Source organism: Kribbella sp. VKM Ac-2566 (assembly GCF_004366005.1).
Classification (GTDB): Bacteria; Actinomycetota; Actinomycetes; order Propionibacteriales; family Kribbellaceae; genus Kribbella; species Kribbella pratensis.
Genome location: NZ_SODT01000016.1, coordinates 185,118 through 199,978, shown reverse-complemented (window position 1 = coordinate 199,978; position 14,861 = coordinate 185,118). Strand labels below are relative to the sequence as shown.

Annotated in this window: 10 protein-coding genes and 1 pseudogene; 6 read left to right on the top strand and 5 right to left on the bottom strand. The window is 65.5% G+C overall.

The features are described from left to right. From EV647_RS40710 to EV647_RS40700, 3 genes are all read right to left on the bottom strand, one after another. Entirely contained in the window at positions 1 to 1,104 is a 1,104-nt protein-coding gene (locus EV647_RS40710) for an ABC transporter ATP-binding protein (RefSeq protein WP_134012888.1), read from the bottom strand. Between the two features lie 66 nt (positions 1,105 to 1,170). Then, a complete protein-coding gene (locus EV647_RS40705) occupies positions 1,171 to 2,283 on the bottom strand; it encodes an ABC transporter permease (RefSeq protein ID WP_134012886.1) in 1,113 nt (370 codons plus the stop codon). Positions 2,284 to 2,293: 10 nt separating this feature from the next. Next, positions 2,294 to 3,280, bottom strand: coding sequence for an ABC transporter permease (locus EV647_RS40700; protein WP_134012884.1), 987 nt, complete (start codon positions 3,278 to 3,280; stop codon positions 2,294 to 2,296). Between the two features lie 305 nt (positions 3,281 to 3,585). Here EV647_RS40700 and EV647_RS43470 point away from each other — a divergent pair. Beyond that, positions 3,586 to 3,861, top strand: a pseudogene (locus tag EV647_RS43470) (LacI family DNA-binding transcriptional regulator); the annotation flags it as partial. A 76-nt stretch (positions 3,862 to 3,937) separates the two neighbouring features. Here EV647_RS43470 and EV647_RS40690 read toward each other — a convergent pair. Both EV647_RS40690 and EV647_RS40685 read right to left on the bottom strand, forming a co-directional pair. After that, entirely contained in the window at positions 3,938 to 4,525 is a 588-nt protein-coding gene (locus tag EV647_RS40690; RefSeq protein ID WP_134012882.1) for a hypothetical protein, read from the bottom strand. Positions 4,526 to 4,988: 463 nt separating this feature from the next. Continuing rightward, a complete protein-coding gene (locus EV647_RS40685) occupies positions 4,989 to 7,940 on the bottom strand; it encodes a glycoside hydrolase family 3 protein (protein ID WP_134012880.1) in 2,952 nt (983 codons plus the stop codon). A 400-nt stretch (positions 7,941 to 8,340) separates the two neighbouring features. Here EV647_RS40685 and EV647_RS40680 point away from each other — a divergent pair, with 400 nt between their 5' ends. The 5 genes from EV647_RS40680 (at position 8,341) to EV647_RS40660 (ending at position 14,815) form a co-directional block, all read left to right on the top strand. Next, positions 8,341 to 10,461: an ABC transporter substrate-binding protein gene (locus EV647_RS40680; protein ID WP_166680570.1), complete on the top strand. Its 2,121-nt coding sequence runs from the start codon at positions 8,341 to 8,343 to the stop codon at positions 10,459 to 10,461. 43 nt (positions 10,462 to 10,504) lie between these two features. Then, on the top strand, positions 10,505 to 11,491 hold the full coding sequence (locus tag EV647_RS40675) for an ABC transporter permease (RefSeq protein WP_134012876.1): 987 nt from the start codon (positions 10,505 to 10,507) through the stop codon (positions 11,489 to 11,491). Positions 11,492 to 11,497: 6 nt separating this feature from the next. Beyond that, positions 11,498 to 12,622 carry an ABC transporter permease gene (locus tag EV647_RS40670; protein WP_134012874.1) on the top strand — a complete coding sequence of 375 codons (1,125 nt, stop codon included), beginning with the start codon at positions 11,498 to 11,500 and terminating at the stop codon, positions 12,620 to 12,622. Between the two features lie 214 nt (positions 12,623 to 12,836). Beyond that, the gene (locus tag EV647_RS40665) at positions 12,837 to 13,784 is read left to right on the top strand and encodes an ABC transporter ATP-binding protein (protein ID WP_238177639.1); all 948 of its coding nucleotides are present in this window, start codon (positions 12,837 to 12,839) and stop codon (positions 13,782 to 13,784) included. Beyond that, positions 13,781 to 14,815, top strand: coding sequence for an ABC transporter ATP-binding protein (locus tag EV647_RS40660; RefSeq protein ID WP_134012872.1), 1,035 nt, complete (start codon positions 13,781 to 13,783; stop codon positions 14,813 to 14,815). The genes EV647_RS40665 and EV647_RS40660 overlap by 4 nt, the downstream gene beginning before the upstream one ends. Positions 14,816 to 14,861 lie beyond the last annotated feature (46 nt).

Below are 14,861 nucleotides of genomic sequence, written 5' to 3'. Positions count from 1 at the left end.
TCATTCCTCCTCTTCACGCTCGGACACCGTGTCGACTGCGACGTCGAGAGGGGTGCACCCTGGATAGAGATGGCAGCGCACACCGTGTCCGTCGACCCCGCCTTCGACCGGCGCCTCGATCGGCACCACCGTGTCGCACACGCCCTTCATCGCGCTCGGACATCGCGGATGGAACGGGCAGCCCGGCACGGTCGAATACGGATCCGGGACGCCGCCCTTCATCGACTCCAACGGCTGTCCGCGCCCGACACCTATCCGTGGTATCGAACGGAGCAAGGAGATCGTGTACGGGTGCTTCGGGTTGTAGAACAGGTCGTCGACAGGCGCCCGCTCGACGACCCGGCCGAGATACATGACGACCACGTCGTCGCACAGCTGGGCCACGACGCCCATCGAGTGAGTAATGAACATGATCGACATGCCGGACTCGGCCTGCAGGTCACGCATCAGTTGCAGGATCTGCGCTTCGGTCGTCACGTCCAGCGCCGTCGTCGGTTCATCGGCGATCAGCAGTGTCGGCGTACACGACAAGGCCATCGCGATCATCGCGCGCTGACGCATACCGCCGGACAGCTGGTGCGGGTAGGTTCGCGCCACCTGTTCCGGGTTGGGCATTCCGACTCGGCGCAGCACCTCGGCGGCCCGCCGCCGCGCTTCGTCCTTGTCTCGCGTCTGGTGCAGCCGGACTGCTTCCTCGATCTGGTCTCCGATGGTGTAGACCGGGTTGAGCGAGGTCATCGGCTCCTGGAAGATCATCGAGATCTCCTTGCCCCGAATGGACCGCATCTCCCGGCCCTGCGGATCCAGCGAGGTCAGGTCGACAGCATCCGGCTGCGACCGGAACAGGATTCGGCCCTTGCTGATCGTGCCGGCCTTCTCGACGATCTGAAGGATCGCGCGAGCCGTCACGCTCTTGCCGCAACCGCTCTCCCCGACGATGCCGAGGACCCTGCCTCGCGGCACGTCGAAGTTCACGCCGTTGAGTGCGTTCACCTTGCCCAGCGGTGTCTTGAACTCGACGTGCAGGTTCTGCACGCTGACGACAGCGTCGGCCGGTGTCCGCGCTCCGGGGACGGTCGCGGTGGGTGTCGAGGTCGGCGTCATCCTGTGTACTCCTTGCCTCAGGCTCCTGGTCTGCGTCGTACGAGAGCGCTCGGTTGCCGATGCGGCTTATCCGTAGGGATCCACGGCGTCCCGGATGCCGTCACCGAGCAGCTGGAAACAGGTGACGGCGACGATGACCGCGAACGCCGGAATCAAGAGCCACGGGTACGACGTCACGACGTTGACGTCCTGCGCGTCCTGCAGCAGCACTCCCCAACTGATCGCCGGGTCCTGCATGCCGATGCCGAGGAACGAGAGCGACGTCTCCGCGACGATTCCCATCGGGATCGCCAGCATCGTGACCGCGACGATGTGGCTCAGCGAGTTCGGGATCATGTGGGTGCGAATGATGCGCGCGTGGCCACTGCCGGCCGCCCGCGCCGCCTTCACGTAGTCGGCTCCGGCGTACGACATCACCTTCGCGCGCAGTGCCCGGGCCAAGCCGGCCCATCCGACCAGCGACAGGATGACCGACATGAAGAAGTAGCGCTCGGGTACCGACATGTCGCGGGGCAGGATCGCCGCCAGCGTCGCCCAGAGCGGTAGTGTCGGAACCGATGAGACGATCTCGATGACGCGCTGGATCACCGTGTCGGTGATCCCGGCGAAGTAGCCCGAGATCGTGCCGATGATCACCGCCAGGACGGTCGCGATCGCCGTCCCGAACAGACCGATGCTCAGTGAGACCTGTGCGCCTTTCACCGTACGCGCGAAGACGTCGCGCCCGGAGGAATCGCCGCCCCAGATCAGCACCTTGCCGCTGCCCGGTGTGAACAGGTGGCGGTCGGTCTCGATCAGGCCGAACAGCTTGTAGTTCCAGCCCTTGCCGAACAGGTGCAGCCGATCCGGGTGCTCGCAGTCGGAGGTGTAGACGTACTCGAAGTCCTTGATCTCCTGCCGCAGCGCACACATCGCCGGTCCGCCGCTCCACACGATCCGCGTCGGCACCGCGAACTTGGCGCTGGTGTCGACCGCCGCCGGATCGTTCGGCGCCACGAAGGGAGCGAACAATGCGACCAGGTACAGGAACAGCAGGACGATCCCACCGCCGACCGCGAGCTTGCTCTGCCGGAAGCGGCGAATCATCAAGCGGGTTTGAGAAATTTCGGCGACATCAGCGCCCTTCTCGGCCGGCGCGCCCACGTCCGGGTCGGTCGAGATTACTCCGAGGCTTGCCATCACACGCCTTTCAGTCCACCGCGCGAACGCGTGGGTCGAGCCAGCCCAGTGCGAGGTCCGCCAGCAGGTTGCCGACAATCAGCAACCCGGACAGCACCACCAGCAACGACGCCGAGAGATAGAGATCCTGCTCGGTCAGTGATGTGAGGAACAGCGGCCCGATCGTCGGCAGGTTCAGTACCACGCTGACGATCGCCTCGCCCCCGATCAGTGCCGGCAGCACGCCCCCGAGGGCCATCACCAACGGATGGAAAGCGTTGCGCACGGCATGCTTCCAGATCACCCGGCGTTCGATCACACCTTTGGCGCGAGCCGTCTGGATGTACTGCTGGTTGAGTACGTCGAGCAGGTTGGCCCGCATCACCCTGGTCAGTCCCGCGGTGCCGCCGGCGGCGATGATCACCATCGGCACCCAGGCATGGCTGAGCAGATCGGTGAACTTGCCGAAACTCCACGGTGCATTCACATAGTCGCGCGAGAACAGGCCGCCGACGTCGAGGTTCAGCCATCGTGACGCGATCACCAGGATGATCAAGGCCAGCAAGAACTCGGGGATCGCGACGCCGATGAACTGCACCGAGGTGACGAGATTGTCCGGCAGGCTGTAGCGATGGGTCGCTGAGTAGACCCCCACGGGTATCGCGATCAGCCAGGCGATCATGAGGGCTCCGAAGCTCAGCATGATCGAGTAGCCCAGACGTCCCGAAATCAGGTCGGCGACCTCCTCCTTCTGGCTGAACGAGTAGCCGAGATCGCCCCGGGCAAAGCCGCCGGCCCACTTCCAGTACTGCGTGACGAAGGAATCGTTGAGGCCGTAGCGAGCCTCGAGGGCCGTGATCTGCTCCTGAGGAACAGTGCCTCCGCGCGACTGCAGCTGCTGGATCTCAGCTGTCAACGCATTCCCCGGCGGCGCCTGCACCATGAGGAAGCTGGCGACCGAGATGATCAACAGGGTGATCACCCCGTAGAGCAACCTGCGGATGATGAAACCGATCATGGCGGGTCTCCCGGCAGCAGCTTGAGTCCGTCAGATTTCGAGCGAATCGCGTGTCATCGAAGCGCTTCGACGCGTTAACCGTGCCGAGAGATTAGGACCCCCGACCTGCGCGGTTCAAGAGTTCGGCCTCCAGACGATTACGCCGAAGTTCCTGAAAACTAAGGTCCTCGATGTCTTGTCCGGCCGCGGTCGTGCTGCACTCGCCCGAGACGACATCGAGCTCAACGTGGTGACCGACGCGCCGCTGCGCTACCTGTTCGGCGGAACGGTGCTCGGCTGGAGTCTGCCCGACGCGGGCGGCTGGCGTCGCGCCGAGCACTGTCTCTTATGTACTCACAGGCAAGCGGTCGATCTCCCCCGCGACCCAGCGGCGCGTCCAAGCTGCGATCGACGAACTCGGCTTCATGCCTCATGCCGGTGCGCGGACGCTCCGCGCATCCCGACCGAACGTCCTGGCGCTGTCCGAGCCCGCATTGACGAGCGCGACGTACCACGCTGAAGTAGGTCAGTTCATCTATCACCTCAGCCGCGCGACCCGGACCAAACATCCACTGCCGTCGACCACGGCAACGCGCCGGTGACCAGCGCGACCAGCCCGCCGAGCAGGCTCACCCACTACCGCGGCGGTGATCACGGGTCAGCTACTCGACCGCATTGTCAGGCCGGGCTCAGCGTCAGCTCGAGGCGGACCAGTCCCTCGGGCAGCGCGTCGGCCCATTCCGCCATCTCAGCGGTGACCCGGAACATCATCGCCGCGATGAACGGCTGAGCCTGCTCATCCGAGCCGGTGCCGAAGGATTCCAGGCGCCAGTCTCGCCCGTTGGCGTGCAGGACGTCGTACACCTCGTCGATCTGAACGCGGGTGAACCGGCTGCGCACCACGCATAACTGTCGTGGCAGTTTCGGCGACAACTGCCGGATCACCGCGTCCACATCGGTGGCAGCGACGACCAACACTTCCTGCTCCGGTGAAGGACGGAAGATCGCCAGGTTGACGATCGGTCCGGACGACTCGCGGTCGCGGAGGTCAACGTCCAGCTCGACCACGCCGTGCCGCCAGCCACCGGGCGGCGGCGGGCACGGCGGGTCCCTCCGAGCTGCACGCGCCTCCCGAGCAGGGATCTCCGCCGACAGCACCTCGACCTCGATGCTCTCGTCGCCCCAGATCCCAACCACCGAGACGTAGCCCAGACCTCGGTTCGCTGCGATGCCGGCAGCGACTGCCTCGCCATCTGCCCCGATCAACCGAACCGACCGATCCGACTTCCAACCCGGCGCTTTCCACGTCAAATCATGCACGCGGGCCAGGTCCAACCAATCACCGTCCGCCCGGGCCACGAACCGTCCCCAAGTCCGAACCCTGTCCCCCACCCCGAACACCAGATCCCTCGCCGCCATAACTACATGCTGCTCCGCCCGAACGCTTTCGGCATGCGCCGAACGGCGCCACCCGGCCGAGAACGATGATCCCCTGTTTGGTCCCGTACCTCGTGACGAAGTGCTTCCCCCACACCTTGTTGATCTGACGCAACGTCTCGTGGACTTTGCTCTTCCCCCGAGGCCCGGACGGCCCCCACCCCAGATTCCGCTGATCCCCTCGAACCCAACCGCCCTGAAGGGACGGGAGATCTCTCCACCGCTGGCCGGCTTGAACGACCTGACGCTCGGTTCCGGGTCGGGCACCAGCCTTGCCCGACCCGGGAGTGGCCTACCTGATGGTCAGGTCGCGGATGTTCGTGCCGGCGCCGGTGAAGACCAGATAGACGTCGCGGACACCGCGGGTCAACCGTGGGTTGAGCTGGGTCGTCGTCGCGGCCCAGGTGTAGCGGTCGCCGGTGGGCGGGATGGTGAGCGTGCCTGCGAGGGGCCCCGTCGGGCCGCCAAGGCGGATCTCCACCTTCGCGGTTCCTTCCGAAGCTCGCGATACGGAGGCTTCCAGTCGGGTGGCGCCACTGCCCAGTTGGACATCCTGGAAAGAGATCCAGTCGCCTGCTGACGTCTTGCCGACTGCGTCGCCGCGCACCTTGGCGGCGTCGATGAGCTCGATACCCGAGTAGTCGTCGAAATCCGCGGCCGCCGTACGCCTGCTCAGATCACGTGGCGGGATCACCTCACCACGAACCGCCACCGTCGTACGGGCCCTGATGTCGGCCGAAGAGCTGCCCACCTGCACGTCCTGGACAGCCGACTCGACCACCCACTTGTTCCGGGTCACGTCCCAGAAAGCCAGGTCACTCGCCTTCACGTCGAAGGAGACAGTACGACGTTGGCCGGGCGCGAAGGCCAGCCGCTGGAACCCACGAAGCGTCTTGACCGGCTGGGCTACCCGCGAGGTGCGCTGAGAGGTGTAGAGCTGGACGACCTCCTCGCTCGCGGTCCGGCTGGTGTTGGTTACGTCGACGCTGACCTTGAGCCGTCCGTTCGCCGTGACGACGGGTGAGTCCACCCGTAGTCCGGAGTACCGGAAGGTGCCATAGGTCAGGCCATGGCCGAACGGGTAGAGCGGAGTCGCCCGGTGGTACTGATAGGTCCAGCCGGCCTTGATCACGTCGAAGTCGAGCGGATCCGGCAGCTCCTTGTCCGTCCGGTACCACGTCTGCGGGAGCCGGCCCGACGGCGAGTAGTCCCCGAACAGCACGTCCGCGAGAGCGCGGCCTGTCTCCTGGCCAGCGTGCGATGTCCAGAGGACCCCCTGTGCCTGTGACCAGTCTCCCGTCAACGGATAGCTGCTCTCCAGCACCACGATGGTCCGGGGATTGGCAGCAGTGACGGCCTTCACGATCGCCTGCTGGCCGGCGGCGAGGGCGGTGTCCTGACGATCGTCGTCCTCGCGTCCGTTGATGAACGGAGTACTGCCGACGACCACTACCGCCGTGTCCGCCTTCTTCGCGGCCTCCACCGCTGCGGCCGTCCCGCTGACGAGGATCTCTCGCGCGAACTGCGCCGCTGTGTCCTGGGTCGCCGCGCCGATTGCCAGCTTCCCGTCGGCCTGCAGCACGATGTACTGGTTGGGGCCGTTCCACGGCTCCTTGACCTCGTTGCCGCGGTACCGCAGTACGTAGTTGCCGTTGGCAAGTTTCTCCAGGCCGAACTGCTGCTGCACGAACCAGCCGTTGGGCTTGTCCTGGTCGTTCACCAACCCGTTCCCGCTCCGCGAGACGTACTTGCCGTTGGCAGCCGAGCGCAGGGCGAGGGTGCCGCCACCCCAGTCGAACACATCCAGCGACTGAGCCGCTCCCGCCGTCGCCGCGTCGGCGGTCAGGGGACCACCGCCGGCACCGGCCGGCGCGGTCACATACTTGCCGGTGGCAATGGAACGGAGTGCGATCCGATCCACACCTTCGGTCGCGGTGACTGTGCTGCCGGCGCCGAGTCGTTCGGCGATACCGGCCCGCGGGGTGATCCGGTACGGCATGGTGCCCGAGTACCAGTCCTCATAGACGGTGTCGGCCAACGGACCGATCACCGCGACGTCCTTGGTCCTGGCCGAATCGAGCGGCAAGGTCTGGTGCTTGTTCTCGAGCAGTACGAGTTGCTTGCGGGCGGCTTCGCGGGCGAGTGCTCTGTGAGCCTGGCTGTCGATGCTGTCCGGCCCGATCTTCTCGTACGGGTTCCGCCCGGCCGGGTCGAACTCGCCCAGCCGGAAGCGGATCGACAGCAAGTGCTCGACCGGCTTGTCGATGTCCGCTTCGGTGAGCAGACCCTTGGCCAGCGCTTCCTTCACCGCGGCGACGGTCGGACCGCCGCTGGTGTCGTTCTCGGTGAAACTGTCGAGGCCTGCCTTGATCGCCGCGGCAGCGCCCTCTGCAGCGGTCGGGTAGTACTGCTGCAGACCACTGACGTTGCCTGCGCCCGAGGCGTCGCCGACGATCATCAGATCGTCGGCTGACCAGGAGCGCACTGTCTCTCCGAGTTCGGGTGACACGTGGGTCGGCCTGCCATTCAGAAGGTTGTACGACGCCATCACGCCGGTGGCGGCCCCCGCGGTAAGGGCCGGCTGGAACGCCTTGTACTCGTACTCGTGCAGCACTCGGGGCCGGACACTCGCCGACACGCGGGCACGGTCCGTCTCGACGTTGTAAGAGGCGAAGTGCTTCAGCGTCGGAGCCGTCTTGAGATAGCGCGGGTCGTCGCCTTCCAGGCCGCGGCCGTACGCCGTCGCGATCTCACTCGTCAACAAAGGATCCTCGGCGTAGCCCTCCTCGTTACGACCCCACCTCGGGTCACGCAACTGGTTCACCACCGGCGCCCACAGGTTCAGCCCGTTCTTCGCCGGGTCGAGCTTGTTGAAGGCCCTCGCCTCATCTCCGACCGCTGAACCGACCCGCCTGATCAGGTTCGGGTCCCAGGTGCTGCCGAGCCCGACAGCCTGGGGGAAGACAGTCGCCTTTCCCAGCCAGGCAACCCCGTGCAGCGCCTCGGTACCGGTCTTGAAGGAAGCGATGCCCAGTCTCGGTATCGCGGGCTGGTACTGGTGCAGCAGCGAGATCTTCTCGTCCAGCGTCAGGCGGCTGGTCAGGTCGTCCAACCGGACTTTCAGCGGCAGGTCGGGATTCCGGAACTCCGGAAGGGGCTCGGCCCGCGCGGACTGCCCCACCAGGAACGCGGGGACGAGCAGCAGCGCCGCGAGGGCGCCCCGGACTCGATGGCGATAGGTCATGGCGGTTCCCTTTCGGCGGTTATCGAAGCGCTTCGACTATCGAGTGAAGAAGCCGGGCCGTCAAGAGCGTGCAACCCTGGTTGCCCATCACGGGCGCTCGCTGCGGCCGCCATCCCCACGCGCGGCAGACTCGGCCTGCGGGAGTCCCCGACTCGCTGGCTTCTGTGGACCGCGGGCGTTGCTGCACGCGGACCTCCCTGCGTGGCTGCGCTGGACCGACCTCCATCGGAACTCAGTGGTGATCGATCACAGTTTGCGTATTGACCCAAAAGGTGAACGATCACTACTCTCAACACAACCGGCTGCGGTTAGCGCTTTCCCAGCGCAGATCGCCCCCAGTGCGGACCCATACCACCACTTGCGTCTCGCCCCGACGCCCTTAAGTCCAGGGAGTTCGTCCATGAGTCAGATCAGTCGACGCCACTTGCTGCGCACCGCTGCCGCAGCCGCCGGCGGCGCGATGCTCGTCGGCTGTACGAGCGGCCGCTCCGACCAGCCCGCCTCGACCTCCGCCGGCGGGGGCTCGGACAAGAAGGGCGACGCGACCGAGGCACTGAAGCGGCCGGCTCAGCTTCAGGAGTCGCCCGCGCTGAAGGGCAAGAATCTGCCGCCTGTCGAGCAGCGCGTCCCCACGAATCCCTACGTCATCCCTCACCGCTGGACGGGTGACGGCAAGTACGGGGGGAAGCTGAACATGCTCGCGTTCGGCAGCACAGGCGCTGCGAACGCCAACTCGATCGCGGAGTTCTTCTACGGCAACTCGCCGCTGCGTTTCCTCAACGACGGCCTGAATGTCGGCCCAGGACTGGCCGATCGATGGAGCTCCAACAAGGACACGTCTGAGTGGACCGTGCACTTCCGCGAGGGCCTCAAATGGTCCGACGGCACCCCCTTCACCGTGGACGACGTCCTCTTCTGGTGGGAGGACATGGTCCTCCCTGGCCACAACGCGCAGACGCCGCCGCCGTCGAACATCTCGGGCAAGGGCACCCCGGTGAAGATGACCAAGGTGGACGACCAGACGCTGAAGTTCAGCTGGGACACCCCGCAGCCACTCTTCCCCGAGCAGCTGGCCACCTACGTCAACGGAGGTCTGGGCAAGAACGGCCCCACCTGGGTGCTGCCCAAGCACTACCTGAAGCAGTACCACCCGAAGTACAACCCGAAGGTATCCAAGGACTGGGACACGCCCGGCGGTTTGTGGGAACAGAAGGCCGATTGGAAGCGCAACCCCGAGTGCCCCACGCTCGCCGGGTACCGGTGCAAGTCTTTCGACAACAACACCGGGATCGTTCTCGAGCGCAACCCGTACTACTGGGTCGTCAACACCAACGGTGACCAACTGCCCTACATCGACGAGATCAGCTTCTCGATGCAGACCAACGCCGAGGCGCTCAAGCTCAAGATCCAGCAGGGCTCGGTCGACTACTGCCAAGGCTTCTTCAACCAGCTCAGCCTCGCCGACGTGTCGACACTCTCGCGGAACAAGGACAGCGGGCACTACGACATTCTGCTGTGGAACAGCGGAGACGGCACCGGCTCGATCTTCTTCTTCAACTACGACTACGTGGCCAAGGACGAAAAGTACGGCAAGCTCATCCGCGACAAGCGCTTCCGCCAGGCCGTCTCGCTCGGCTGGGACCGCAAGGCCACCCGCAAGAGCCTGTACTTCGACCAAGGCGAGCTCACCACCGGAACCATTGGGCCTGGTACTGCCGAGTTCCATGCGCAGCCCGACGGCGAGAAGCTGTACCAGCAATGGCGCGATTCCTACCTCGGGCCCGATCCCGAGAAGGCGAAAGCACTGCTGGCAGAGATCGGCTTGAAGGACACCGATGGCGACGGCTACGTGGAGTTCCCCGACGGCGCGCCCCTGACGATCCAGGTCCCCTACTCGGCCGACATCGCCAAACCGGAGGCCGACAAGGACGAGCAACTCGTCGCTGACATGAAGAAGATCGGGCTGCGGATGAAGCGTGTTCCCGTGTCACCGGCCGCCTTCGGCGACCAGTGGACGAGCGGGCAGCTGATGTCGCACACCAACTGGGGCAACGCGAATGGCACGTCGATCATGGTGGTCCCGAACTGGCTGGTCCCGGTGAACACCCAGTACTGGGCGCCGCTCGAGGCCGCCTGGTACGCCAACAGCGCGAGCGGCAAGAACAAGGAGGAGCTGGACCTCGCGCCGATCAAGCGGCATCCAGCGCGCATGGAGCCCGAGCCCGGCGACCCGGTGGCGAAGCTCACCACCCTGTACAAGCAGGCCAAGGTCGAGGCCGATCCGGTCAAGCGCAACCAACTGGTGTGGCAGATGTTCAAGATCCACATCGAAGACGGGCCGTTCTTCATGGGTTCGACAGCCAATTTTCCCGAGGTGATCGTGAAGAACCGCGATCTTGCCAATGTCCCGGTCACGAAGAACCTCGCCCTCGGCGGCATCACCGGTCCATGGCACATCCCGGCACCGGCCACCTACGACCCCGAGTGCTGGTACTGGACGAACCCGGAGAAGCACTCGTGAGCGCATCCTGTGCTCGGCATGCCGTTGTCCCCGGGAGGGCCGCATGCTGAGCGTGGTCGCTCGCCGTGGTCTGTACATGTTGGTGACGCTCGCCGTCGTGTCCGTACTCAGTTTCGCCATCATCGCCGCTCCACCCGGCAGTGCGCTGTCGCAGAAGATTTCTCAGCTGCAGTCGCAAGGCGGCGAGGTGACCGAGGCGCAGATCGTCGCACTGAAGGAGCAGTACGGCGTCGACGACTCCTGGTTCACCCAGTACGGGAAGTGGATCACCGGATTTTGGCACGGCGACTTCGGGTTCTCCTTCACCCTCAACGAACCCGTCAGTTCCGTGATCTGGAGCCGACTCGCACTGTCCGTGCTGCTCAGCATCGGCGCATTGCTCATTGCCTGGGGCCTGTCGATCCCACTCGGGGTCTACTCCGCCACCCATCGGCATACGCTGCCCGACAGCGTCATCACCGTGATCCAGTTCATTGGCGTCGCCATCCCAGAGTTCCTCTTCGCACTCGTCGTCATGAGCCTTGCAGCCCATTACCTCGGCACCGACGTCGGCGGACTCTTCTCCAACGATTACGCAGATGCTCCGTGGGGCTGGGGCAAGTTCGTCGATCTGCTCGGACATCTGTGGGTTCCGCTCATTGTGATCGCGGCCGGATCGACTGCCTGGCTGACCCGCGTCATGCGCGCCAATCTGCTCGACGTCCTCAACAACCAGTACGTGCAGACCGCGCGTGCCAAGGGGGTGGCAGAGCGCCAGGTGATCTGGAAACACGCGGTGCGCAACTCGCTGCACCCGCTGGTGATGACCTTCGGTACGACGTTCCCGGTGCTGATCTCCGGCGAAGCGATCGTGTCGATCGTCCTGAACCTGCCGACGATCGGGCCGCTGCTGGTCAACTCCTTGCTGAACAAGGACATGTACGTCGCGGGCACCATCCTGCTCCTGCTCTCGGCGCTGCTGGTGATCGGCAACTTCGTCGCCGACCTCCTGCTCACCGTGGTCGACCCGCGCATCCGGTTCGGAGAGTGATCGGACATGACAACCACCCCAGCTCCGGTCATTGAGACGTCTCCCCCTTCGGCACCCGCCGACCCCGGCAGCGGCGCGGCCACCCTGCCGCAGTGGCGCCTCATGGCGCGCCGCTTCCGCAAGAACCGCCTCGCCGTGGCCAGTGCAATCGTCCTCGTAGTGCTCTACGCGTGCGCGATCCTGGCCCCATTCCTGTCTCCTAACTCCTACGACCAGCAGGACGCCGACCTGAAGAACGCGTCCCCAACTTCGATCACCTGGTCCGGCGGACCAGCGATCTGCAGCCGCCAGCAGCAGTTGGATACCGAGACGTTCAGCTACAAATACCGCAGCGACTGTGGGCAGTCCGTACCTCTGCGGTTCTTCGGCGAGGGGTACCACTACAAGCTGTTCGGTCTGATCCCGACCAACCGGCACCTGGTGACGGTGGACAAGCCCAACACATTGCTGCTCTGGGGCGCGGACAGCGCCGGCCGGGACGTCTTCGCCCGTTCGATGCAGGGCGCCAGGGTGTCGCTCACCATCGGCCTGCTCGGTGTTGCCGTAGGCACCTTCCTCGGCGCGACGGTGGGCACGATATCGGGGTACTTCCGCGGAGCCGTCGACACCGTGCTGCAGAGGTTCATCGAACTGTTGACGTCGCTGCCGACGCTGCCGCTGTGGCTGGCGCTGGCCGCGATCCTGCCCCAGGACATGTCTGTCACCGGCCGGTACTTCCTGATCACCCTCATCCTGTCACTGGTCGGCTGGGCAGGCCTGGCGCGGCAGATTCGCGGCAAGGTGATGTCGTACGCGGCCAGCGACTATGTCGCCGCCGCTCGCATCGCCGGCTCCTCCAGCGCCCGGATCGTTTTCCGGCATCTGATACCGAACGCATCCAGTCACATCGTCGCCACGGCGATGCTGGCCGTCCCGGCCACGATCATCTCCGAGACGTCGCTGTCGTTCCTTGGTGTCGGCATGTTGCCACCCGCGGTCAGTTGGGGGGTTCTGCTCTCGGACGCGCAGAGCGTCTCGACGGTGCAGCAGTACCCGTGGCTGCTGATCCCGGCCGCCTTGGTGGTGATCGCGGTGATTTGCTTCCAGCTGATCGGTGACGGGCTGCGCGACGCCGTCGATCCCTACGGATAAGGGGATGCCGACGAGAATCCGAACGAACGAAGCCCGACGGACCCCAACGGAGCCGGAGAACCTCACGATGAGTCAGTTGTACGCGGCAGGCGAGGACGTACACGGCACCGCCCGACACGAGGAGTCGCACCTCGACAGCAGTCCGGTGCTGTCGGTCTGTGATCTGGAGGTACAGTTCCCCACGCCACTCGGCCTGGTACGTGCCCTGAATGGTGTGACGTTCGACGTCCCGCGGGGCAAGGTACTGGGGATCGTTGGCGAGTCCGGCTGCGGCAAGAGCGTGACGGCTCGGGCGGTCCTGCAGATCATCGAGAAGCCGGGGCGCATCACCGGCGGCAGCATCACACTGCGCGGTGAGAGCGAGACGACCGAGATCACCGGACTCGGAGCGGACAGCAAGCGCATGCGTGCGTTGCGCGGCAGCGAGATCGCGATGATCTTCCAGGAGCCGATGAGCTCGCTAAATCCGGTGTACACCATCGGCGCGCAGATCGCCGAGGCCGTACTCATCCATCAGACACCCGACCGCGACGAAGCGCTGCGGCGCGCCGTCGACATGTTGCGCCAGGTGGGCATGCCACACCCAGAGGCGGCCGCGGCGTCCTATCCGCACCAACTGTCCGGCGGCATGCGGCAGCGCGCCATGATCGCCATGGCGCTTTCCTGCAATCCGACACTGCTCATTGCCGACGAGCCGACCACCGCCCTCGACGTCACGACCGAGGCGCAGATCCTCGAACTGATCCGCAACCTGCGCGACCGGGCCGGCATGTCGATCATGTTCATCACCCACAGCATGGGGGTGGTCGCCCAACTGTGCGACGAAGTGATCGTCATGTATCTGGGACGGATCGTGGAACGTGGCAGCGTCGACGACCTCTTTTACGACGCCAAGCATCCCTACACCCGCGCGCTGCTCCGCTCGATACCCCGTATCGGCGGCAACCGCAAAGCTCCGCTGGAGGTGATCGAGGGCTCCGTGCCCGATCCGCACCACCGGCTGGCCGGTTGCCCGTTCCATCCGCGATGCCCGAAGGCGATCCCCGGTCGCTGCGACACAACCGTGCCGGCGCCGAGCACCGCAGGACCGGGACACACAGTGCAGTGCCACCTCTACCAGGCCGACGAGATCGGACACCCCGAGCGGGCGGAGAACGTATGAACGAGCCACTCCTCGAAGTCGCCGGATTACGAAGGTACTTCCCCGTGCGCGGCGGTTTCCTACGCCGTCCCGTCGGCGAGATCAAGGCGGTTGACGGGGTCGATCTCACGGTGAACCGGGGTGAGACCGTCGCCTTGGTCGGCGAGTCCGGCTGTGGCAAATCCACGACCGGCCGGACGATCGTCCGGCTGGAAGAGCCGACCGCCGGCGAGGTCGTGTTCCACCACCCCGAACGCGGTCCCCTGCACTTGGAGTCCGCCAACTCCCGTACGCTGCGTGCAGTTCGCCCCCACCTCCAGATGATCTTCCAGGATCCGTTCGCCTCCCTCGACTCCCGGATGACTGTCAGCAGCATCATCGCCGAACCGCTCGTCATCAATAAGACAGCGACCGGGCAACGGCTGAAGGACCGCGTCGCGGACCTGCTGTCCCTGGTCGGCCTGCGTCCCGAGCACGCGAACCGCTACCCGCATGCCTTCTCCGGCGGCCAGCGTCAGCGCATCGGGATCGCGCGGGCGATCGCTCTCAACCCGGACCTGATCGTTTGCGACGAGGCAGTGTCTGCCCTCGACGTGTCCGTGCAGGCACAGATCCTCAACCTCCTGGAGGAGCTGCAGCGCCGGCTGGGCATCGCCTATCTCTTCATCAGCCACGATCTGGCGGCCGTCGATCATATCGCCGACCGGGTGGTGGTGATGTACGTCGGGCAGATCGTGGAGAGCGGCCCGGTCGAGCAGCTGTACAACGCGCCGAAGCACCCATACACCGAAGCGCTGCTGGCCGCAGTGCCACAGCCCGACCCCCGGGTGCGAACCCGTCCTAAAATTCTGACCGGCGATGTGCCCAGCCCTGCGAATCCGCCCAGCGGCTGCACGTTCCACCCACGCTGCCCCTACGCTCAGCCGATCTGTGCCGCGGAGACCCCGCCGCTGCTGCAGGTCGGCGAGGGTCGCGCCTCGGCCTGCCATTTCGCAGACACGCTGCCGCTCACGGGCGCCGTCGCGGCAATGCCACCGCCCGCCGGTTTGTGATGTTCGGCAAGCGTTCCCGTAATCATCAGTGGGCGTATGACAGGAG

Excerpts from the sequence above, each read along its gene's own strand:
- EV647_RS40710 (WP_134012888.1), bottom strand. The coding sequence starts at position 1,104 with ATGACGCCGACCTCGACACCCACCGCGACCGTCCCCGGAGCGCGGACA.
- EV647_RS40705 (WP_134012886.1), bottom strand. The coding sequence starts at position 2,283 with ATGGCAAGCCTCGGAGTAATCTCGACCGACCCGGACGTGGGCGCGCCG.
- EV647_RS40700 (WP_134012884.1), bottom strand. The coding sequence starts at position 3,280 with ATGATCGGTTTCATCATCCGCAGGTTGCTCTACGGGGTGATCACCCTG.
- EV647_RS40685 (WP_134012880.1), bottom strand. The coding sequence starts at position 7,940 with ATGACCTATCGCCATCGAGTCCGGGGCGCCCTCGCGGCGCTGCTGCTC.
- EV647_RS40680 (WP_166680570.1), top strand. The coding sequence starts at position 8,341 with ATGAGTCAGATCAGTCGACGCCACTTGCTGCGCACCGCTGCCGCAGCC.
- EV647_RS40675 (WP_134012876.1), top strand. The coding sequence starts at position 10,505 with ATGCTGAGCGTGGTCGCTCGCCGTGGTCTGTACATGTTGGTGACGCTC.
- EV647_RS40670 (WP_134012874.1), top strand. The coding sequence starts at position 11,498 with ATGACAACCACCCCAGCTCCGGTCATTGAGACGTCTCCCCCTTCGGCA.
- EV647_RS40660 (WP_134012872.1), top strand. The coding sequence starts at position 13,781 with ATGAACGAGCCACTCCTCGAAGTCGCCGGATTACGAAGGTACTTCCCC.